The 22,058-nt window shown below is 55.5% G+C and carries 20 protein-coding genes; 7 read left to right on the plus strand and 13 right to left on the minus strand.

From position 1 onward, the window contains the following. Window positions 1-155 precede the first annotated feature (155 nt). Window positions 156-1,856, minus strand: coding sequence for an alanine/glycine:cation symporter family protein (locus tag CGZ80_RS09540; RefSeq protein ID WP_198953663.1), 1,701 nt, complete (start codon window positions 1,854-1,856; stop codon window positions 156-158). Window positions 1,857-2,088: 232 nt separating this feature from the next. Here CGZ80_RS09540 and CGZ80_RS09545 point away from each other — a divergent pair, with 232 nt between their 5' ends. Beyond that, window positions 2,089-3,414, plus strand: coding sequence for an alkaline phosphatase family protein (locus tag CGZ80_RS09545; RefSeq protein WP_094413709.1), 1,326 nt, complete (start codon window positions 2,089-2,091; stop codon window positions 3,412-3,414). A gap of 12 nt (window positions 3,415-3,426) precedes the next feature. Here the strand turns inward: CGZ80_RS09545 and CGZ80_RS09550 are convergent, their stop codons facing one another. From CGZ80_RS09550 to CGZ80_RS09565, 4 genes are read right to left on the minus strand one after another with little or no spacing between them, the layout of a single operon-like run. Beyond that, window positions 3,427-6,030, minus strand: coding sequence for a VWA domain-containing protein (locus tag CGZ80_RS09550; protein ID WP_094413711.1), 2,604 nt, complete (start codon window positions 6,028-6,030; stop codon window positions 3,427-3,429). Window positions 6,031-6,041: 11 nt separating this feature from the next. Beyond that, window positions 6,042-8,015 (minus strand): vWA domain-containing protein, encoded by a 1,974-nt coding sequence (locus tag CGZ80_RS09555; RefSeq protein ID WP_094413712.1) that lies wholly within the window; start codon window positions 8,013-8,015, stop codon window positions 6,042-6,044. A gap of 3 nt (window positions 8,016-8,018) precedes the next feature. Further along, window positions 8,019-8,936: a DUF58 domain-containing protein gene (locus CGZ80_RS09560; protein ID WP_094413714.1), complete on the minus strand. Its 918-nt coding sequence runs from the start codon at window positions 8,934-8,936 to the stop codon at window positions 8,019-8,021. A 31-nt stretch (window positions 8,937-8,967) separates the two neighbouring features. After that, complete coding sequence (locus CGZ80_RS09565; RefSeq protein ID WP_094413716.1) at window positions 8,968-9,975, minus strand: AAA family ATPase; 1,008 nt, start codon at window positions 9,973-9,975, stop codon at window positions 8,968-8,970. A gap of 322 nt (window positions 9,976-10,297) precedes the next feature. Here CGZ80_RS09565 and CGZ80_RS09570 point away from each other — a divergent pair, with 322 nt between their 5' ends. Then, the gene (locus CGZ80_RS09570) at window positions 10,298-11,614 is read left to right on the plus strand and encodes a Trx7/PDZ domain-containing (seleno)protein (protein WP_094413718.1); all 1,317 of its coding nucleotides are present in this window, start codon (window positions 10,298-10,300) and stop codon (window positions 11,612-11,614) included. 83 nt (window positions 11,615-11,697) lie between these two features. Here CGZ80_RS09570 and CGZ80_RS09575 read toward each other — a convergent pair whose 3' ends face one another. The 4 genes from CGZ80_RS09575 to CGZ80_RS09590 all read right to left on the minus strand — a co-directional run bounded on the left by CGZ80_RS09575 (window position 11,698) and on the right by CGZ80_RS09590 (window position 15,410). Continuing rightward, window positions 11,698-13,005 (minus strand): tetratricopeptide repeat protein, encoded by a 1,308-nt coding sequence (locus CGZ80_RS09575; RefSeq protein ID WP_233148333.1) that lies wholly within the window; start codon window positions 13,003-13,005, stop codon window positions 11,698-11,700. Between the two features lie 266 nt (window positions 13,006-13,271). After that, the gene (locus tag CGZ80_RS09580; RefSeq protein ID WP_094413720.1) at window positions 13,272-13,853 is read right to left on the minus strand and encodes a hypothetical protein; all 582 of its coding nucleotides are present in this window, start codon (window positions 13,851-13,853) and stop codon (window positions 13,272-13,274) included. Window positions 13,854-14,067: 214 nt separating this feature from the next. After that, on the minus strand, window positions 14,068-14,565 hold the full coding sequence (locus tag CGZ80_RS09585; RefSeq protein WP_233148334.1) for a cold shock domain-containing protein: 498 nt from the start codon (window positions 14,563-14,565) through the stop codon (window positions 14,068-14,070). Window positions 14,566-14,708: 143 nt separating this feature from the next. Further along, entirely contained in the window at window positions 14,709-15,410 is a 702-nt protein-coding gene (locus CGZ80_RS09590; RefSeq protein WP_158222634.1) for a YqgE/AlgH family protein, read from the minus strand. A gap of 218 nt (window positions 15,411-15,628) precedes the next feature. On the opposite strand from CGZ80_RS09590, the gene pdxH reads away from it, so the two are divergent. The 4 genes from pdxH (at window position 15,629) to CGZ80_RS09610 (ending at window position 18,735) form a co-directional block, all read left to right on the plus strand. Beyond that, the gene (pdxH, locus tag CGZ80_RS09595; RefSeq protein WP_094413724.1) at window positions 15,629-16,276 is read left to right on the plus strand and encodes a pyridoxamine 5'-phosphate oxidase; all 648 of its coding nucleotides are present in this window, start codon (window positions 15,629-15,631) and stop codon (window positions 16,274-16,276) included. A gap of 32 nt (window positions 16,277-16,308) precedes the next feature. Continuing rightward, the gene (locus tag CGZ80_RS09600) at window positions 16,309-17,070 is read left to right on the plus strand and encodes a hypothetical protein (RefSeq protein WP_094413726.1); all 762 of its coding nucleotides are present in this window, start codon (window positions 16,309-16,311) and stop codon (window positions 17,068-17,070) included. A gap of 147 nt (window positions 17,071-17,217) precedes the next feature. After that, the gene (locus CGZ80_RS09605) at window positions 17,218-17,715 is read left to right on the plus strand and encodes an RNA polymerase sigma factor (RefSeq protein ID WP_143543829.1); all 498 of its coding nucleotides are present in this window, start codon (window positions 17,218-17,220) and stop codon (window positions 17,713-17,715) included. A gap of 42 nt (window positions 17,716-17,757) precedes the next feature. Beyond that, window positions 17,758-18,735, plus strand: coding sequence for a hypothetical protein (locus tag CGZ80_RS09610; protein ID WP_143543830.1), 978 nt, complete (start codon window positions 17,758-17,760; stop codon window positions 18,733-18,735). 42 nt (window positions 18,736-18,777) lie between these two features. On the opposite strand, the gene CGZ80_RS09615 is transcribed toward CGZ80_RS09610, so the two are convergent. From CGZ80_RS09615 to CGZ80_RS09630, 4 genes are all read right to left on the minus strand, one after another. Next, window positions 18,778-19,380 carry a hypothetical protein gene (locus CGZ80_RS09615; RefSeq protein ID WP_094413732.1) on the minus strand — a complete coding sequence of 201 codons (603 nt, stop codon included), beginning with the start codon at window positions 19,378-19,380 and terminating at the stop codon, window positions 18,778-18,780. Between the two features lie 50 nt (window positions 19,381-19,430). Beyond that, on the minus strand, window positions 19,431-20,000 hold the full coding sequence (locus tag CGZ80_RS09620) for a PEP-CTERM sorting domain-containing protein (RefSeq protein ID WP_094413734.1): 570 nt from the start codon (window positions 19,998-20,000) through the stop codon (window positions 19,431-19,433). Between the two features lie 68 nt (window positions 20,001-20,068). Continuing rightward, window positions 20,069-20,611, minus strand: a complete 543-nt coding sequence (locus CGZ80_RS09625) for a phage tail protein (RefSeq protein WP_094413736.1) — start codon at window positions 20,609-20,611, stop codon at window positions 20,069-20,071. Between the two features lie 57 nt (window positions 20,612-20,668). Beyond that, complete coding sequence (locus CGZ80_RS09630) at window positions 20,669-20,989, minus strand: DUF6916 family protein (RefSeq protein ID WP_094413738.1); 321 nt, start codon at window positions 20,987-20,989, stop codon at window positions 20,669-20,671. A gap of 191 nt (window positions 20,990-21,180) precedes the next feature. On the opposite strand from CGZ80_RS09630, the gene CGZ80_RS09635 reads away from it, so the two are divergent. Continuing rightward, on the plus strand, window positions 21,181-21,654 hold the full coding sequence (locus tag CGZ80_RS09635; protein ID WP_094413740.1) for a GNAT family N-acetyltransferase: 474 nt from the start codon (window positions 21,181-21,183) through the stop codon (window positions 21,652-21,654). Window positions 21,655-22,058: the final 404 nt, after the last annotated feature.

The following is a 22,058-nucleotide window of genomic DNA, read 5'->3' on the forward strand; positions in this document are numbered from 1 at the left end:
GGTAGCGGTTTGTCCGGTCATTTCCTTGCCGCGTCAGTCCGCGGCAAGGTGGAGCATCATCAGGCACTGACAACCAAGTGGGGGAATAGAGATCGGGCAAAAGAATTTGGGGAGCAGTGGTGGCTACTCCCGCAGGTCCCGATCCGCGTTCCAAGTTAGGCAGCGTCCGATTCCCGGCACGCCGTCAGGTACCGGATCAGTTCCTGGCGTACTTTCGGGAACAGGAAGAACAGCCCCAGCATGTTGGGGAATACCATCGCAAAGATCATCGCATCCGAGAAATCGATGACTGATCCGAGCGAGACAGCCGCGCCGATCACGATCACGGTGCAGAACAGCAGCTTGTACGACAAGTCGGCCGCTTTGCTTTTGCCGAACAGGAACTTCCACGATTGGATTCCATAATACGACCACGAGATCATCGTCGAGAATGCGAAGAGGAAAATCGCGATCGTCAGGACGTATTGGAAGCCGGGTAGAACGCTGTCGAAAGCCAATGAGGTAAGGTCGACACCGCCCACTCGCACGCCGTCAATCAGGACCGCTTTCGATTCGACATCACCCCATGTGAACAGCGTGCCACCGTTGTAGAGCACGATCACCAATGCGGTCATCGTGCAGATGACCACTGTGTCAATGAACGGTTCCAGAAGTGCAACCACGCCTTCCGATGCGGGGAACTTTGTCTTGACCGCGCTGTGCGCGATCGCGGCCGAACCGGCGCCCGCTTCGTTGGAGAACGCCGCTCGTTGGAAGCCTTGGATCAAGACACCCATGATGCCGCCAATGCCGGCTTCAGGCGTGAACGCCCCGGTGACGATTTCTTTGATCGCCCAGGGGACGCTGGTGATGTTCAGTAGGATGATGGTGATCGCCGCCAGGCAGTAAATTGCCGCCATCAGCGGAACGATTTTTTCGGTCAGGCTGGCAATCCGCTTGATGCCGCCGATGATCACGAAGCCGACCATGATCGCCATCACAATTCCAATGATGGTTCCCGAGGCGCCACTGTCTTCCATGCCGAAAAGGGTTTTGATTTGCTGGGCCGCCTGGTTGGCCTGGAAGGCATTTCCGCCGCCAAACGATGCGCCGACACAGAAGATCGCGAACAAGGTCCCCATGACTTTTCCGGCGCCAGACCAACCGCTGTCGCTGAGGCCTTTTTGCAAGTAGTACATTGGCCCGCCATGGACCGTGCCGTCTGGTTCGACATCGCGGTAACGTACGCCCAGCGTGCATTCGACAAATTTTGTTGACATGCCGAGTAGTCCGCAGACGATCATCCAGAACGTCGCCCCGGGACCGCCCGTCGCGACGGCAACCGCCACACCGGCAATATTTCCCAGCCCAACCGTTCCCGAGACCGCAGTCGCGAGTGCTTGGAAGTGCGAGACTTCCCCGTGTGCCTCGTCGCGGATCGTGTCAACTAAGTCGCCATCCAATTCGTTGACTTCGACATGCGTGGGGATCTGTTCCCCTTGTTTTTCCAGTTCGTCGTAGTGTCCCCGGACGACGCGAATCGCTAGCGGGAGCAATCGAATATTGGCAAAGCCGAACGCGACCGTGAAAAAAGCGGCCCCGAAAACTAGCAGCAGGACCACAAAGGGGACGATATCCAGGCCCGGTATGGGCAGCTGGAAAAACACGATCGAACCCCAGGTGTCAGCGATCGGCTTGAAGGCCGTGTCGATCGCTTGGTCGATTCCGGTCGGTGCCGCTTCGCTCGCTTGAGGGGGGGGAGGTGTCTCAGGGTCTGTCTGAGCTTGGACCGTGCCGGTCAGCTGAGTGACTATGATAGTCAGCAGGAGCAAGCCAAAAAGTGTCATGCCATTGGGCATGATTCGAGACAACTTCATCGAATTTCCCGGGATGTTACTTGAGTCGTAGTGATAGCCCGGGGAAATAACATAGTGACTTTCGCGTTTCAATGCGCCGGTGATCCAAGTGGATCATTGAATGAATGCCTAATGTCTTGAAATCCCAGCACTCCACGCCGCTAGCGAGTCGAACGGCGGTTGGTAATTTCGAAACCGTTTTGTCTTGCGGTCTTCCGACCGGTCAGTCGCAATCGTGTAAAACATCGCGATCATGAAAAGAATCTGCATCATCAATGTCGTTGGACTGACGCCTCGCTTGCTTCCGCATGGCGAGACGCTGTACGAGTTGGCCGGTCGTCCTGACCCGTCAACACTTGCCGACGGCGGCGACCGCTTCGCACCTTGGACCAGCCCGCTGCCGGCGGTGACGTGTACTTCCCAAGCCACAATGTTGACCGGCTTGGCACCACGCGACCATGGGATCGTTGCCAATGGGTGGTACTTTCGAGAAACGCAGGAGATCAGGTTCTGGCAGCAGGCGCGGTCGCTAATCGAAGCCCCCACGTTCTACGACGACTACGAAACGGCCAAGATGTTTTGGTGGTTCAATCAATCGTCGACCGCAAAGTACAGTTGCACCCCAAAGCCACACTACGGTTGCGACGGAAGCAAGGTCTTCGATGTGCTCGACCATACCGGTTGTGACTTGGTCAAAAAGCACGGCGCGTTTCCATTCTTTAGTTTCTGGGGGCCAGCCGCCGGGATCGATTGCAGTCGATGGATCGCCGAAGCGTCTGCCACGGTGATGCGGCAAAACAAGCCGCAGGTCACGCTCGTTTATCTGCCGCACCTCGACTACGACTACCAACGAAAAACAGAACACGATCCTCAGCGTGTTGCCGAAGTTGACGCGTGTGTGCGAGTCGTCAAGCAAGCTGCCGATGACATTGATGCCCAAGTCGTCGTCGTTTCCGAGTACGGCCTGGTTCCTGTTCAGAAGCCGGTGCATCTCAATCGCGTCTTGCGACAAGCTGGGTATCTGGGTGTTCGCAATGGGCCGTTCGGCGAAATCTTGATGCCCGGGGAATCGAAGGCATTTGCCGTTGCCGACCACCAATTGGCCCACGTTTACGTACAGAACCCCAACGATATTCCCGCCGTTCGGCAGTTGTTGGAAAACACAGACGGCGTTTGTGGCGTTTACGATGCTGACGAATTGGAACTTGATCATCCACGCAGTGGTGAGCTGATCGCGTTGGCAAAAAGCGATGCGTGGTTCACGTACTACTATTGGTTGCAGGACGAGTACGCGCCAGACTTTGCAAGAACCGTCGACATCCATCGCAAGCCCGGCTACGACCCGTGCGAGCTTTTCATGACGAGCAAGCTTCGCGCCGCCGGTCGGCTGATGCAAAAGAAGCTTGGGATGCGATACAAGATGGACGTTATCCCGCTTGAGCCGACCTTGGTCCGTGGCAGCCACGGCGTGCATCCCGATTCGATTGACGGTCCATTGATCATCGGTCCTGGTGGCAAGCAATCGTTGCCGACCGACATGCGTGACTTTGCCGGCTACGCAAAGTCTTTGCTTGAGTAAGCGTCGCGGAGTCTACCGACCCAATTCGATGCGTCGAAATCCGACGTCAATCGCGAAGACGCAAAGCGCGATCATCAATAGCCAGGGCCACAAGTAAAACGGCTGTGTCGCGGTATTGTCGTTGGGTTCGAGCACTGATTCGACTGACGGATCAAACTGGCCATCGCTTACCGAGGCGATCCGTCGTAGCATCGTCATGTCGGTCGGCAGCAATCGTAACTCGTCGCTGTATCCGACCGAAATGCCTCGCGAGACGCGACTTGTCTTGCCACTCGATTGGGTTTGTGCCAAGTCCAGGTGGTAGTCGCCACGTCGATCCGTTTCAACGCTTGCTTCGAATCGTCCCGGCGCCGTTTGCCGCATCGCGATTTTCTGGCGTCCCAAGTTGGGATCGATCACGTTCAATTCGGTGGTGGCGTTTTCGATAAAGGCCCCGTCATCGTTGACCGAATCGAGTGCGATGTGTGTTTGGTCGCCCTCGCGGCGGACGTCAACGAAAACACCTCGGTTGTCTTGCTTTCGCATTGCATGGCGAATGATCTGTGCCCAAAACGGGCCGAAGTCGGGCCAGGAAAGCCATTCGCCGGCCCAGCGGTTTTTGGCGTCACTAGTAAATGCGACCGACATGCCCAGCCCGTAACGCCACCATGCCAGCAGTGGATCGCCGGACTCACTGGCCAGGATGAATTCGGCCGTCGGTTTTGGACGCGTCACGACATAACCAAGCAGCAGCGGCGAAAGTTCCAAGTCGATTCCTTCGAGGACGCTGGTCGGCCGCACCGTTTGGGCAATGAAAGGCAATTCGTTGATCGCCGATTTGCTCGCTTCGACCGTTTCTTTGGCAAACACCTGAGGAACGGAATCAGCTGAGTCACAAAAGTAGTAGCGCCCGCCGCCAATCTGCGCCAGTTCTTCGAGTAGCGCTTCGCTGGAACCCTGACCAAGTGCAACGGTCGAAAGCGTGATCCGGTTCGCCGCCATGTCTGTCGCGGCACCTTGAAAGTCGCCCGCGGTGGAGACCCCGTCGGTCATTAGAATCACGTGTTTGAGTTTCGCTGCCGCAGGACGGAGGGCATCGAGTGCATCCACCATGCCGGGGTACATGTTCGTCCCGCCGCTCGCTTCGATCGTGCTAATCGCGTCGATGATTCGCCCCTTGTCGGATGTAGAGCGAAGTTCCGAGACCGTGTATGCCGAACCGTCAAATGCGATCACACCAATCGAATCTCGCGGCCCCAGCAATTCGACAGCCGCCCGTGCGGCATCTTTTGCGAGTTCGATTTTTTGACCGCCCATCGAGCCGCTCTTGTCGATGACCAGCATCATCGCCAGTGAAGGTTTTTCGCGTTCCTTTTCAAAGTTGCTTCGCACCGGCAGGATCTCTTCAATCTGGGTACGGTAGTAACCGCCAAGGCCGAACGATTGATCGCCACCGAGCATTACTAATCCGCCGCCGAGTTCTTTGACGTAGATGCGAAGCAGATCCATTTGCCGCATGGTCATCGCGGTCGCGGGAACGTTTGAAAGGATGACGCATTCATAGCCTTGGAATTCGGTCAAGTCGGCTGGTACGCCTTGAGGCGGTCGGACTTCGACGTCGATCGACTGTTCATCCAAGGCCCAACGCAGCGCATCGGTTTGGTCGATATCCGGATCGATTAACAAGACACGTGGCCGGCCTTCGGCATACACGACAGTGGACGATTGATTGTTGTCCAGCAGCGTGTCTTCGAAACCTCGTAGCCTTGCCGCGAAGGTTTCTTGGCGTTTCCCCAAGACGGTTTGGCGAAATCGAAAGCGGTTCTCGCCTTTTTTGATTTTTACCGTTTTGGGTTTGTCCTCGCCGATTTGGATATCGCCACGGTAGAGGTCGATGAAGCCTTCGCCGTCACGGTTGCTGCTGACGATGACCTCCACATAAAACGGTTGGCCTTGGCGGACTTGTGTGGGTGCTTCGACGCGTGTCAGTTGCACTTCGGCTTCGCTGCGACTCGGTAGCGGTACCGTCCAGATCGGCACCTGCCCGTCGGCTGCCGTCGCGATCGGGTCTTCGCCTGCGGTGCTGTTCCCGTCGCTCAACAGGACAACGCGGCGCACACGTGACGGCGGCATTGATGCGATCGCCGTGCGAATCGCGGCATCCAGATCGGTTCCACGTTGCGTTTCGTTGTCAATGTCTGAAGCCGGCTCAGCCGGGGAACTATCCGATGCTTGCTCGTTGTCTTTCGCAGGCTGGTCCTTGTCGGTTGGTTCCCAAGTCTGTTTCAGCGGTGCGGGGCGTTTGGAAAATTCCAAGAACCGCAACTCGGCATCATTCTGTTCGTTTAGGCGAATCGCTTCAGTTAGGAATTGGTTTGCTTTTTCACGAGCCGCTTCATCGATGCTTTCACTTCGGTCGATCGCAAAGACCAACATCAGTTGATCCGTCGAACGCATGATGACGGGGCCGGCCAGAGCAGCGGCGAGCAAGATTACGACCGCGATTCGAAGCACCAGCGAAACACGTTTTTGCCAAGCCGGAAAGTCGCTAAGGGAGCGAAAGTGATACCAGATCAACCAAGGCAACGCCGGTATCAAAAGGTACAGCCAACTGAGTTCAGACCATTTCACCGTCATTGATCCTTTTGCTATGCGACCACGCGTCGCTGAAACAACGCCCATTCGGCGATGACCAAGCCACACGCGGCAAGGACCAAGTAAAACCATGGCGAACGACTCGCCGGAGGCAGCGGTGCGCTCGAAGCGTCTGAAAATTCAGGGATGCGTAGATCGCTTTCGACTTCGTCGGTTAAATTCACCGCAACGCGTTCGCCGGTCGTTTCGGTGTTTGCCGCTGCCTCGATCGCTGTGTCATTGGGAGCGTTGGTGTCGTCTGTTGTCAGTTGATAAACACCAACATGTGGAAGGGCCCCGAGTTTGGCGAGCCCATCTTGGACCGTGATCGGAGACGAATGGCCTTGCGGATCGATCATTGTGCCCAGCATCGTTTGCTCGCTGTCGCCAACATCCCAAGGCACCTGACTGGCGATCCCCGTGGCAAGGGCAGGGCGTATCTCACCTGTTTCTCGCATGAACCAATTCATCGCGTTGGTCATCAAAACCGGAAACGCGATCCGCAATGGCAAGTCACTGGAATCGAGGTCTGATGCGAGCAGCAATATTCGACCACTTTCGCGTTCGATGGAGACGCAGACTTTGTCACCCGACGCTGTTTCCAAAAGGACGTTGGCCGTACCAAGATTTTCATTGACCGTGATGTCACGTCCGCCTGCCAGGATCACGTTTTGCATTTGCACGTGTCGAAGCAGCGGTGAACTGGTCTCTTGTTTGGCGATGATCGGGTTCTCCATTGCCGGGCCGATTTGCCAAGCGGGTTGCTTGGCATCGTCCGAACCGTTGACCGAGATTGCGGGGCCATCGGCGGGGATGTCCACAAACAGTACCGGTCCGTCGGGAAGGCTGTCCGGGATCGCATTGGCAAAGATGTGCAAGCTTGCTTCGGCGGGGTCGGTTACGATGCGAACCAAAGGAATCGATTCGAGAATTCGGTTCAAGTAAAACGATTCGTTCTCGCCGCCGATGACCAGGTGGACGGGTATTTCTGGTCGATCGGGAAGGATCGCGCGGGCTGTGTTGTCGACAACCAACGCATCGTCAACCTTTAGCACTCCCGACAGCACGCCACCGGATTGCGAGGTGGAATCGACTTGTTTGCGGAATCGCTCGCCCGGTTCAAGCTTCAGTGGAATCACATCGACAAGCACTTCATCCAGATTCAGCGTCAATCGCGTTTCGAGCGGCTCTTCAGAAAAGTTCACGACTTCGACGAGCAGCGAATATCCGATCGGATCAACTGTCGAGCGTCGGACTTGGAATGTCGTGATGGCTGCATTGTCTGCGGTGGTCCCGATCGGGATTAGCCGCACGTCTTCGGCGATCAAGTTCTCGCGGCCAATCGAACTCGTGTCCTCGTCTCGGTCCGGCTTTTCGGATAGCTGATCGCGACCGCGCACTCCTCCATCGGTAAACACCACGATCCGACGTCGCTCCGGATCGCTCGCCAACCGTCGTGCGGCACCGACCGCTTCATGGATTTTGGTGGGGCCGTCGGTCAATGCGACGGCTTCGATCGCTTCGACTACCGTGGGGGCGAAATCAGACATGCCGACCACGACGCGAACACTGGTGCCGGCGGTAATCAAGGCAATGTTATCACCGTTGCGTAGCGTCGACGCGACGTCCGATGCTTGCGACAATGCTTGAGAGAGCCGCGTCTCGCCGGTGTCGGGATCGACGGCGCCCATGCTTGCCGAATTGTCGATCACCAGGATCAAGTCCTGACCGCGGTCGTCTTGTGAGTTCCACAAGGGATCGGCGAGAGCGAATCCGACGAACGCCACAAAAGCGAGCTGCAGCAACAGCGACACCCAGTGGCGGAGGTTTTGCCAAAGTGATCGTTGACGCTTTTGTTCGAATATCTGTTCCCAAAACAGCAGCGTCGAGACCTGTCGCCGCCGCAGCCGTGTTTTCAAAATGTAAAACACGATGATCGGCAGCGCGATCAGCAGCCAAAGTAGTTTGTCAGGTGAAGCAAGTGACATGGTTTACCCCACCGCGGCTGCACGCATCATTTTTAACAAAACCGCATCGAACGGAACGTCCGTCGTCGTGCGAGTGTGTGCCAGACCTTGGGTTCGGCAATAGCGTTCGATATCCGCCGTGAAAGCGTCGAACAGCTTCTTGTATTGCTTGAGCTTGCGTTCGGTCACCGTGACTTTCTTTTCGATTCCCGTTTCGCAATCGACCAGTTGTACGTCACCGAGCAGCGCCGGCGAGGCCTCTTGTGGCGTATGGATTTGAATTACATGCGGTTCAAACTGGGCGTACCGCAAGCGGTCGATGCCATCACGAAAACCCGCCTGATCGAATAGGTCACTCACAACGATTGCCAAGCCGGTGCGCGGGGCACGCGAAACAAACTCGCCAACGGTCCGTTTCAGATCCGTTCGTTCGCTTTGGCATTTCAAGCTTTCCAGAAAACGCAGCACACTCAGAATGCGATCTTTGCCACGCACCAAAGGCATCGAAACCTTCATGCCATCGGCGTAGGCAAAGATCGAAACGCGATCCAAGTCAGCTAACGCGATGTACGACAGTGCGGCTGCAATTTGGCGTCCGAGTGTGAATTTTGACAAAGAGGATTGGCGATCGTTTGCCGGGTCTTCGACCGCCATGCTTTGGGAAACGTCCAGTAAAACGTAAACGTGCAGGTCCTCTTCTTCTTGGAACCTTTTCAACAGCAAGTCGCCGTGGCGCGCGTAAACGTTCCAGTCCAAATAACGAAGGTCATCACCGTGGATGTATTCACGGTGATCGGAAAACTCGATCCCGCCGCCGGTTTGCATCGTGCGCCGCTGAGCAAGTAATTGCCCTTGGAACATCCGCTTGCTGAGCAGCGACAGGTACTCAAGTCGTTTTAGGAACTCGGAATCAAAGATTGGCGTTGATGTATCGTTTGCCATCAGTTCATATCGAATGAGACGGGTGACGGCATTAAACGGCGACTTCGTGACCGACCTTTTCGACCAAGTCGTTCAAGATCGTATCGATTTTGATTCCTTCCGCTTGGCCTTCAAAATTCAGCATCACGCGGTGGCGGAGCACCGAGTGGACGACGGATTTCAGATCGTCGCGACAGACATGGAAGCGCCCGTCGAGTACCGCTTTGATTTTTGCGCACAAAATCAACGCTTGCGCGCCCCGAGGGCTGCTGCCATAACGGACGAATTGGCGGACCATCGAAGTCGCCGTTTCGTGCTCAGGGTGGGTGGCCATGATCAACAGAATCGCGTAACGCCGCACGTCATCGGCGATGGGAATCAATCGCGACAATTGTCCCATGCGGACGATGCGTTCGGCCGAAATCACTTTTTCCGGAGGTGCGATCGCGCCCGCGGTGGTGCGATCCATGATGGTCTCCATTTCCTCGGTCGTCGGAAACGGTACCATCAGTTTCATCAAGAATCGGTCCAGTTGTGCTTCGGGAAGCGGGTACGTGCCTTCCATTTCCAGCGGGTTCTGTGTCGCCAAGACAAAGAACAAGCCGTCCAGTTGGTGTGACGTCCCGGCAACCGTGACGCTGTGTTCTTGCATCGCTTCGAGTAACGCCGATTGAGTTTTCGGTGTCGCCCGGTTGATCTCGTCCGCCAGTACGACGTTGGCGAATAACGGCCCGCGCTGGAATTGAAATTCCTTTTGACCGTCGTTGCCTTCGATCAAGATATTTGTCCCGATCAAGTCGGCCGGCATCAAGTCGGGAGTGAACTGAATTCGGCTGAAGGGCGCTTCCAACACATCACTGAGCGTCCGCACTAGCAGCGTTTTGCCAAGCCCCGGAACGCCTTCGAGCAACACATGCCCACCGGCAATCATCGAGATCAGCACACCATCGACGATTGGGGTTTGGCCGACAATTCGTTTGGCCACTTCGTTTCGCAGCTTTTCGAATTCGTCGCGAAAGTTGCTGAGTTCGTTGCGGAATTCGTCTTCGGAAAGTTCCATGCGCGATGTACCTGTTGTTGATCTTCGTCGCCCAGTTTGGACGCCGTGGAACGCTGTGGCGAAGTTGGCGGATGTTTACGGCACTGAATCAGGCTCACGTGTGCTGTCTGTGGCAAACGTGCGCCAAAAATGTCAAACCAAGACAAGCCTTATTGATAACCGCTTGTCGAGACAGATGCAAAGAAAATGAAACCCCAGATAGACAATCTGTCTGAAAGAATGTCTCGGTCTATGGCGTGATATTTTGCGTTCGGCATTGGCGAACCTGATAAATTAACGCGGTGGTAGAGAACGAGCGACCTGCATACACCGAGGCGATCTGATGAAAAAAGGAATCGATAGGGTTTGGGTAGACCTGTTTTGGCTTTTGGGTATCGCCGTAGGACTTGCCGTGCCCTCGACAACGTTGGCCAACGATCGCGAGCAAGCGGTTCGTAGTGACAAGCAGCGAGTCGAAGCCGAAGGGTTTTGGATGTACAACGATATTCCGGTAGCGATCGAAAAGGCAAGGCAAACGGGAAAGCCCATCGTGGTTGTACTGCGTTGCTTGCCTTGCGAGGAATGTGTGAAGTTGGATGACGAATTGGTTGATAACGACCCCGTCATCCGACCCCTGTTGGAACAGTTTGTCTGTGTTCGCCAAGTCGGAACCAACGGCTTGGACTTGGATACGTTTCAGTATGACACCGATCAGTCGTGGGCGTTGTTCTTCTTGAACGCTGACAAAACGATCTACGGCCGATTCGGAACACGATCGCATCGCACCGAATGGTACGGTGACGTGTCGTTGGTTGGGCTCGCCAAGGCATTGCAGGGGGCGCTCGATCTCCACAAAAACCTGGATCGCTACGAAGATGTTTTAGTGGCGAAACGTGGCAAGCCACTCGAATTCGGATCGCCTGAAAAGTATCCGTCGCTACGTGATCGCTTCACCGACGCACTTGATTATCAAGGCGACGTGGTCAAGAGCTGCATCCATTGCCACCAGATCGGTGACGCTCGTCGCGAATACTACTGGAACGCCGGGAAGCCGATCCCCGAAAAGATCCTTTGGCCGTATCCACATCCAAAGTCGCTCGGTTTGATCATGGATCCCAGTGAGATGGCTACCGTCAAAGAGGTTGAACCGAATTCCGTAGCGGCTGCTTCGGGACTAAAAGCAGGCGACCAAATCAAACGCTTGCAAGGTCAGCCGTTGCTTTCGATCGCCGACATCCAATGGGTGCTTGATCAAGTCGATCCCGAGGGGGCGGTCGTTCCGATGCAGGTCGATCGAGACGGACAGTCAATCGGTCTCTCGTTAAAACTTGACGCTGGTTGGCGTCATGCCGGCGATTTGTCTTGGCGCGTTTCGACTTGGGGACTGCGACGGATGGGAGGTGGCGGAATGCAGATAGGCGAACCGCAGGCCGGTGGATTGCTAGTGAAGCGTGTTGGCCAGTACGGCAAACACCGCGCCGCCAAAGATGCCGGGATCCGTGAAGGCGATATCCTGCTGTCCTACGACGGGAAGTCCTTTGAGAGCGAGCAAGAACTACTGACGTATGCGGTGACCAAGAAGCAGGCCGGCGACATGGTCAAAGTCAGTGTTCGTCGCAACGAGAAAGTCATGACGTTTGACTTGCCGATACAGCAATAACGCACGACGAAAAGCGAAACGCGTGACAAAGCCAAAGCTCTGTCACGCGTTTGCGTGTTTGTTGAAGCGTTTTGCGACGCAGCCTATTCCGGAAACTGGAATCCAGGTGGCAGCGAGAATGAGGTCTCTGGCGCGGCCGCAGGTGCAGTGCTCGTCGGCGATGGGCCGGCTGGCGGCTTCACGGCCGAGGCGGCAGTTGCCGGTGCTGTTGCAGCAGGCGCCGTTGCAGCAGGCGCCGTCGCAGCAGATGGCGTTGCAGCAGATGGCGTTGCAGCAGATGGCGTTGCATAAGAGGGTGCCGCTGGTGCCGTCGCTGGCGGCAGCGTCGCAGTCGGTTGCGCCGATGGCATGCGGTATGACGCGGCACCGACCGTGCCAGGTACTCCACCGGTCGACACTGTCTGGACTGCTGTTGTCGGTGCAGCGGTTGGCTTGTCGGTGATCGTTGCGGCGGCAATGTTGTTCGGAGTCACCGCACCCGGCGTCGCTTGGAGCTGAGCAAGCAGCTGCTTGGATCGCTCGACGGCACGTTTGGTTGCCGGGTCGCCTTGGGCTTGCGGCTCGTAGGCGAGCGATTGGTTCAGGTGGCGTGTCGCTTCACTGGCTTGGCCACGTTTGTGATGCAAGTAAGCCATGTTGAAGTGTGCGACGGCCGCGGTGTTGTTCGCGGCCAGGACTTGGAAGGCACCTTCCGCGTCACCCGATTCGAATTTCACGCTTGCCAAGTTGTTGGCATACCGAGACGATCCGGGGGAAAGCTTCAGTGCTTGTTCGATCGTCGAAGCGGCCGCGCTGTGGTTGCCGAGCTTGCTGAGTGTCAGGCCCAGGTCGTTGTAAAGACCAGCGTCTTCCGGGTTCTCTTTGATCGCTTTGCCAAAGTACTCCGCAGCTTTCTGGTAGTTGTTTTGACGGAAGTGAAGCCGAGCGATGTGAGCCAGAGCGGCGGAGTCGTTTGGATTTTTCTCCAGTGCCTTGCCATAGCTCTCCATCGCCTTTTCATAATTGTTGGCCGATTCCCAAAGGCGTCCGTTGGCGACGAAGACTTCGGAAGAGACCTCCGCTTTGTGCGCCAAGCTGGTCGGGTCGGTGGCGTCGCCGGCAACAACGTCTGATGAGGAGGAGGATGATTTGCCGAACCAGCCTGCGACGGTGTCTTTGGACTTGGTCGCGGCGGTCTTGGCACCACCGGCGATCGATGTCGCGACGTTCTTAGGACCGTTCATCCAGCCGGATTCTTCGGTCGTGGTGCTGGTGGATTTGGCAAATGGATTCAACGATGCGACTCGGCCACCAGAGCCGCTGGTGCAGCCACTGATCCCGGTGCAGCCGATGGCCATCGAGAGGGTCAGTGCCGTTGCGAGTTGAGTTCGTCGTTTGGTTCGGCCAGACACGTGTATCAATCTCCCATGACCGCGAGGGTCATATTCTTGGGCACAAATATGCAGCGAAAAGACTAGAGAAAGCGTTTGATCGCAAGCGCCGTCAATCTGTATCGGTTCTAGGGATCGGCACACAATGACCTTGACTTCACATCAGGTTTTATCGTTACACCCGTTTCAACGAAAAAAGGCGGCCTTCCCAGTGGAAGGTCGCCTTTCTGTTTTTGCTTGCAAGCTCAAATCGGTTTCTTGCCGATTTAACCCGCAACGTTTGTGAACTAGTTTCGCGTTGCTGATGCGGTGCCAGCAGCACTCGCGCTTGGAAGCTTCGGCAATGCCATTTGCTCCAGCCATGTACGGTTGACTTTGGTTGCCCAGTCGCCAGGGGCGGTTGGCATTTTCTTGTCGGTGACAGCGATCATCGGCTGAGGGCCATCCAGTTCGAACTGATCGAACATCTGGCGAACCGCTTCGATGCGCGCTTGCGTTTCTTGTTCGGTTCTTCCACGCTCGACATTGACGAAACGACGCGACGCCGGTGCTTGGTAAGCGATCCAAGCAAGTGCTTGTTGTCCCGAGGTTTTCAGGGCGCCGTCACCCGGTCGGAATTGGTGCCCGGCAAGTGTGTTGTGAAGTGCCCAGCCGTTTTGCTTCTGTGCTTCAAACGGCATGATGACGCCCATCGCGTCCATTTCATTGAACGGGTCAGGCCACGCGTTGTTGCGCTGATGGCCCACTCCGACCTTTGCCCAGAACTCGTTCCAACCCGCGTCGGCAGTGTTGGTGAAGGCAGTGGGGGTGAATACCGACATCACCACCACGGCGATCATCAAACGTCCAATGAGATTAGTGCGTCGCATGACTAGGGCAGTTCCTTCCGCCGATGGGAAAATGATTGTGTGACATCCATTCGCTAGACAGACCATCGGCACAACGCGTGACAACACTTTGCTGCCGAGGAGGGCACCTGAATAACCGGTACAACTTGTCCCAGGTCGACTGATGAGTCGACGTTTTCAGTGTGCAGGCCTTCAGTGGCCATCGTTTGTGAGGGTGGCCTGGATGCCATAATCGTTACTTTCGCCAGTCAGGGCGTTTGCGACGCGCCTTGGGGTGATGTGTCACGATATTGAAAGTCGCGTCACGGCCAGACATTTTTCGGCCCATCGGTCGCTTGGTGATTTTCACGACCGTCGCCCGCAGCTTTTTCTCCGTCTCGAACATCACGTCATCGATTTCGAATTCGACGTGACGGCCAATCAGTTCATTGCTGAGCTGTGGTGGACGCGGGGCATTTCCGAATCCGTCGCGGCGTGGTGGGCGTGATCCGTGACGTGGCGGTCGTGAATCGCGGCGAGATTGGATCGGGCCACCATCTCGCGGCGCCTCGGTGCCCTCGGGTTTTTGCCAAGCCGAGTAATGAAAAAAGACGTCGTCGCGGAAGTCTTCGGCTTCGATAAAGCCAAATTCACCTTTCGCATCGATAAAACGAATCGTTCCCAGACGTTTGCGGGTGATTCGAAATTTCTTCGATGGGTCGTCTTCGTGAGAGGAAGAGGAGTTTCGAGGCAACGTCGGAGGTCCACATCGGGGGCTTGGAAGGTCGTCCCCAAAACTTAGCAAGAATGTCGGCGAGCGGAAGTCATAACATCCGCCGTTTCGCGATCACCTACAGCTCCCCCATGCGGGTCGCTGGGGCAGGACGCTCTGTTGGGTCAGTTGCACTCGGCGAGCTGCGGCAAATTGGCGATGCCCAACCAGCGAGCCATTGAACGGGTTGTCGCACGGCGAATCACTGTCGGCCAAAGCATGTCGTCTCGCGTAAAGACTTCCTGTTCGGTGGCGTCGATCACGTGCCAGTAACCTGCTTCACATTCAGCTTGCAGTTGTTCGCTGGTCCAGCCCAGGTGGCCGACAATCAGGCGGTAGGGACCGGGTTTCTGCTTCACAAGCGTTTCTAAGACGGAACGGTCCGCGGCGACATAGACACCTTGACCGGTTTCGGCCTCCGCATGAGCACTGGAGCTGTGGATGGCGACGACCGGTCCGGAGAGGGGGCCGCCGAAATGTATCGTCCCCAACGCCTTGGCGACTTCTTTAGCGGTCTGTTCGGCATTCGCCGCGGCAATCTCGTTGAACGCCGCCTCGTCCTCCGATTCCTCCTGCGCGTTATCGCCATCATGGGACATCCGTGGCATTCGCGACGACGTTTCCTGCTTGCCGGATTCCAGCATCTGCGTTAACCCGGGTGGTGCCGCCATCGGCCGGTTTAACAGCACCGCAAAGACGTTCTCGGCGTCTTGATGCACAATCAGCGAAACGGAATGGCTGAGCATCGGATCCTGGACCGTTGTGGAAGCGACCAGGAGCTTGCCCACCAGCGAATCAGTCGGTTGAAATGCGTTGGAGTCCATCATCAGTTGACCTAAATCAAGGGGCGGAGTTTTGCCAAATTGGCAGACCTCCCGGCAATCAGGGTTGCCTGCCATGCAATTACGCAAGCGCTGTGCCAATTCCCGGCCGATTCTCCAGCCAAATCGGGCGATCATCCTGACTGTGCAGTAATGCTGGGAAGGATTAAGGTTGGTCTAGAAAATCAATACGAGACCGATCGGGAAAAGCAAGCGAGGACGTCATGAGTTTGTACGAGATGCGAAAGAGCTACACGCTCGCGACGCTGCTAGAAAAAGACATCGATCCGAATCCAATGGTTCAGTTCAAAACTTGGCTGGCCGATGCTTTGCAAGGCGATTTGCCCGATTGGGTCGAGGTCAACGCGATGACCTTGTCCACCAGCGACGGCCACGGAAACGTCACCAGTCGGATCGTCCTGCTCAAAGGCATCGAGCAGGACAAGTTCTGGTTCTACACCAACTATGCTTCCGAAAAAGCCGCCCAGATGGAAGCGAATCCAAGCGTGTCACTGTGCTTTCTGTGGCAGCATCTTCAGCGTCAAGTTCGCGTGACCGGGACGATCGCAAAAGCACCTCGCCAGCAATCGATCGACTACTTCCACAAACGGCCTCGCGACAGCCAATTCGGCGCGATCGTCAGCAGCCAATCCAGTGTCGTCGAGTCTCGCGAGGTCCTCGAAAAACGTCTTGCCGAACTCAAACAACAATACGGCGAAAACGATACGATCGAGTGCCCCGAGGATTGGGGCGGGTACTGCGTCAGTCCAACTGCAATCGAGTTTTGGCAAGGACGCGAAAGCCGACTGCACGATCGTTTGCGTTATCGATCGAACGGATCGGACTGGGTGGTTGAGCGTTTGGCACCCTGACCAATTTCTACGACGACCTATCACTGATTCCCATGTCACCGGTCTTAAATTCACTCACCTCGCGGCAAAAAGCGATCGGCATCTCCCTGGTCATACATGCTTTGATCCTGACCGTGCTCCTGGTGTGGGTGATGCCGCCGACCGAACAGCAGGGATCTGAACAGCAGCGTTCGAACCAGACTGCGTCCAAACCTGATTCGCCGAACCAATCGGGCACCCAAAGCCAACCAACGCCACCAGCCGCCCCAGCAAGTCCGCTTCCGCCGGTCGATGTCGACAAAGAGCAAATCAAGAAGTCACTCGACCAACAGATCGAAGCGGTCAATCGTCTGCCCGACGAGAAGAAGCTTAGCGAGTTGGAGAGGAACGCGAGGCGACTTGAAGCGATCGCCGATGAGCAATCCGTCAGGCAAACGGCGACCGCAGTCGCCGAGTCATTCGGGGTCGACACGTCACAGTACGTTGCTGCAAATGACGGCCAGGTCGTGGAAGGCGAGCTCGATCCGTCGACCGCCCAGATCGCCAACGTCACGCGTCGCCAAGCTGACAAAGGTGGCTATGCGTACTTCGCTGAAATGGTTGACCAGCAAGGGCATCGCAGCGAAGTTCCGGTGAGCGTTCAAGAAGGTGAAAAGCTCTACGAGACGTTTGAGTTGATTCGCAAGTACCCGATGATGGAAGGCGTCTATCGCAGTGTCGTCATGCCGATGCTGCAGAAACTGGTTCCCGATCACGCACCGCCGCCGGTGACGGCACCTGTCCCACAAGACAGTGATCTTCAATTCGAGCCGTAGAGAATTGGTTGATCGCCCCACTGGGCGTTTCGGGCTTTCCTGTCCGTAGCAACTTTCTTCTAAAATTTCCGAGACCGCTGTAACGCGGTGAGCCTTCACGCGACTGTGTTTGCAGAGTGGCTCACCTACTGGACCTCGGATCTTCAAATGGCGAACGGTACAACCGAACTGCTGCGATACGCTGACGACGTTTGGCGAACCGTCAATCGATTGGTCGGCGATCAAGACGATGCCTTGGACTGCTACCAACAAACGTTTCTTGATGCACTGAAGCTATCTGACAGTGACGTTGTTGATTGGAAGTCAATGTTGTGCCGCATTGCGATTCGGCGTTGTATGGACTGTTTGCGCCACCGCTATCGGGACCGTTCCGTTCCTGACTTCACCGAAGATTTGTTGTGTGACCCCAAGCGGCCTGCCGAGTCGATGGAATTCGAAGAGTTACGTGAATCGGTCAGGCAGGTTCTGTCCACGTTGCCGGAACAACAGGCCGAAGCGTTCTACCTGCGGCACATCGAACTTTGGCAACCCGCAGAGATCGCCGTGCAGATGCGACTTGACCCTGCCCATGTACGAGTCTTGATTCACCGTGCACTCCAAGCTTTGCGGCATCGGTTGCCGCAAAGCCTAAAAACGTTCACTTGATTGGCGATCGGAAACAAAACTTTTTCATCACTGGTTTCTAAGATGACAAAATCTTCGACACGACCATCCGACGACGAACTGGTCACGGCTATCGAGCATGCCTTTGCGAAACAGTCGATCCCAGTCCGTCCACCGGATCATTGGCTGATGACCTCCTGTAAGCTTGATGAACCTGGTCGACGAGGCAAATCGTTTGTGCAATTGCCATCGGTCTGGGCCGTGGTATCTGTCGTGCCGACTATCGCTGTGAGTGCATTGATCGCGATCGCCATTTGGCCGACGCATCAACCGACGCCGGCCATACAGACCGAACCGAAGCAATCGGTCGCAATCGAGCAACCACAGGCGGACTCGACATTGCTGAGACGTTTCATCGCGATCAACGAATTACTGTTGGCAAGCAATTGGGACTCAGACGCAATGGCCCAGCACGTTCATGGGCTCGTTCGCACCGAATTGTTGACATTGAAAGCAGGGTTTGCCGCAATGGGTTCGGCAAATGGGATTTTGGGGGTGAGTCGATTCGAACATGATTCACCTACCGGAAAACAGATTGTCTTTCAGTATGAGATCGATCAAACCAAGCTCGAGCAAGACATCGAGCGTTTTGTGAACGGCGCTCTCAATGCCGAAGTCTTTGATTCGATAATCGAAAGCATCAAACTAGATCCCGATGGCCCGCAAGTGGATGTCCGTCAGGATCTATTTGCACAAATCGAATCGCCGGTACTGATCATGGTTGATCCGACTAGCGATGACGCCGTTGGCCAAGTTCAAGTTGAATTGAAATTGCGTTCGGAGAGTAAGGTCAAAGCAATGTTGGAACAAGTGACGCAAGTCGTCGAAAACCTATCTGTCGAAACGTATCATGGCGAACGCATTGTTACCTTTAATGCGAGTCAGAAGCCATGGGCAATCTGTATCCGGAATGACCGGCTCGTTTTGGCGAGTCGCGATCAGATCAAGAAAACGATTTCAAGATCAATGATCGATGCGGCGACCGACCGCCGGTCAAGATAGTCAGTCGCCGAAGAACACATCCGATCATACCGCGGACGACGGTTAGGCGTCCGCAGCAACGTAGTCGATAAATTCCAAGACGTCTTCAAACGGACCGGTGGCAAGAAACGTCATCTCCAAGCTTTCCGCGAGGCATTCGAAGTGCCGGGCACCGAAACAGACTTCGGGGTCGGCACCAAGGAATGTGATGACGTAGTGATGGAGCTTGTGATTGTCACTTTTGCCATTCGGAGACTGCGAATCGACCCAGGTTGAATCGGGGATCTCAAACACGCTGCAAGCTTCCAAAGTATCGTGGTCGCTCGTGTCGAGCGGATTTTCACCAGGTGCACTCGACTTCCAACCTTGGCAACCTTTCAGTCCGATTACCGCTAGCCCCTGGCCACCACCGCTTTCAGCGCTAAAGCACGCGAAGGTTTGATTGCCGCTCGTTACGACAACTGCGCCATGAGTTGTCAAACTAGGTCGAGCGCCTAAGTCAATCTGTTTCGCTTGGCGGTCTTGTTTGCCAGGCTGACGCTGTGAATCGTCAGCAAAGCCTTTGGACCCAAGGGTTGCTACAGAACTCGCTGCGGCAGTGATGCATCCGGCGTTGCGAATAAATCGACGTCGTGAATGATTCGCCATCGGTTCGTGAGAACTCATGAAAGGTGCCTCTCTTCTTTTTGGACTCGGGGTAGGCGATAGACGACGGTCTAGACGCGGCGTGATCGATAGCGAGCTGCCGACAAGAGGCCAATTGCGAGGATTGCAAAACTCGAAGGCTCTGGAACGTTGCCCCCGCCTCCTCCACCCGTCGTTGTGCCCTGCTGAATCCGTCCGGTTAATGGTGCACCATTGAAAAACTCATCGGACGTAAATCGCCAGGTTACATTTGTGACGCTGAAGTCAATTCCTGGAGTCGAGGTGAAAGTGACGCTAGACGGGGGCGTTGTGAGTAGGTTTGGGTTAAAGGAAAAATCGGTGGCTGTCCCCGTCCAACCGGTGAGATCAGGCGTAAAGGTTGTCGTGCCATCAGTAAGGGTTCCGGTCGGAGACCCAAAGTCCACAATCAATCCGTTATCAATCGTGAAATTCATATTGATGAAACCACGAGTCTGGATCGGATTGGTGGTCGCATCCTGACTGAACGACAAGGTGTATAGCCCAGGGGTCGTTTCGATTCCGGAGACGATCAATCCTGCGTCAACTTTGGGCGTGATCGCAATCGATAGAAGTATTGCGAACGAAAAAAATAGCGAGTTTCTGTGAAGTGTGTTTTTCATTGTTCGATTCGGCCATGGGAAAGATTCGGAGAGAGGTAAATCAGTGAAGCCCCTATTGCCCCGCAGGGCTAACTCCGAGATGGAAAAAGGCCGACCAATGCAATACACCAATTCGTGGTCAAATAGGGCTGCATATTTTGGTGACCTTGGCTTCCGCCCGTGGACGAAATCTGTACTGTCCCTTCAAGCATGGATTCGTTTGGTGCGACGGTCGAATACGTTGCACCTGAGGAACCCGCGTCAGTTGCCCAGGTGGCACCGACGGGCGTGTTTTGATGCCCTGCCGCGACAGCGCTTTGGCATCTGACGTCTGCAGTGTGCGAGTGAGAGGGGATCTGGGCATTGTTCAGTGTGACCTCTACTGCGCCACCACGATTGCCGATGGAGTAGCTTGGCAGTCCTGGTCCATTTCCCATATGAATGCCGACGCGTCCACGCAAGTCTGGCAGGGCAAACGTTGTCCGCCCGTCACCGCCATAGATCGTTCCCAAAAGCGAGAAAAGTGCGGTGTTTTGGCTGATCGGAAGCAATTGGCCGTCACAGTGGGCCCAGCCGCGTGGTGCAAAGTTGAATCCAAAGGATCTGATTTCGCCGAGGAATGGCTCTGACATCGTTAACGTGTTCCGTAAACAGTGGGGCGGGAGAGGAAAGCACAGAGAGATGGGTAGCTAGCTGAAGACGACTTCAACGCTTGGGCCTGATTCAGATGGAGACACGGGAACCACGAAGAGGTGAAGTTGTCCGAGTTCTGGATGGGTCAGGCGGTACGTTCGCTGAGTCACCAGCGAACCGGGAGGGAATTGGAAAAGGATTGAGAAGCCTTTTCTTACACTTGGGGAAAGTGCCGGCTGGCTCGATTCACGAATCTCGACAAGCTGGGCTTCAACCGATTGATCGTCCGTGGAAAACACAAAGGTCTCGCCTGCAAATTCACTGACGAATTCCGCCGTCAAAGACTGCAGTGCGGCGAAATCAGTTGTGTCGTTCATTGTTCCCCAATTGGGTTCTACGGTTCCATTCGCAGGCTATGGGTGTAGGTGTACTGCCTCAGAAGGTGGGGGGCAAGCGAATTTTGCAGGATAAACAGATTATGTAGGTTTTGGCGCTTGAGCGCCGAAATAAGGCCGATTCAGAAGGCTATGATTTCCAGCGAAACAATGTTGTAAGACTAGGAGAAAACATGCCAAGCGACGTCTGCATGTGTGTCATTTCAGACCAACAGGAAGATCGCCGATTGGCATTTCAACTGTTCAGCGAACTCGAGCACGTTGCGGCACTGCGGTCGATCGACGTCCGACTTGTTGAGATGCAGTTCAATGCGCGTCAGCAACAATACAAGGATCAATTTCCCGATGCTCAAGCTTGGGCAGTGCGGTTCGAAGGTGACGTCGTTGGGAGGATGTTGATCGATCAGTCCAAGCGTCCCTGGACCTTGGTCGATCTCACAGTTATGGCAAGTCATCGGGGGAAGGGAATCGGCGGCCAAGCGATCGCCATCGTTCTGGCTGATGCCGATGCAAAGGATGAGTCGATCAATGCGAGCCTGTTCGCACAGAACCAAGTCGCCCAACGCTTTTGGGAGCGGATGGGCTTTTCGGTGCACCGTGGGGATGGCGGCTATTGGGCGTTGCGCTATCCCGCAGAGTCTGAGTGATCTGCGACTGAGTGACCTTCCACCACGCCCGAGTTTGTTTAGGCAGCCGTTCGTCGCGATCGTCCTGACCAAGCTTGTTCGCGCAAACCAATGACGGATCTTGTGGTAGGTGGATTCGTGTGCCTTGCGTTCAGGGGGTTGGGGGTCTAACTTAGATGCCTCGCATGGACGGTGCGGAACGCTACAAAGGGTGCGGGACTGATGGCAAGCGTTTCACGATTCGTCGTGTGTCGAGTTCGTCTTCTCCGACTGTTTCTTTGCAGTCCTTCCGTACCGATAATCGCGATGACTTTTTCGATACGACGTTCTCGGCGGCCAGATCGCGAACGACGGATACCACGCCTGCAATTGCTCTAGGCAGGTATCTCTCGTGCCCGATTCGCCACCGCAAGCAAGGCATCTTG

The sequence above is a fragment of the Rhodopirellula sp. MGV genome (assembly GCF_002251265.1).
Lineage (GTDB): Bacteria > Planctomycetota > Planctomycetia > Pirellulales > Pirellulaceae > Stieleria > Stieleria baltica_A.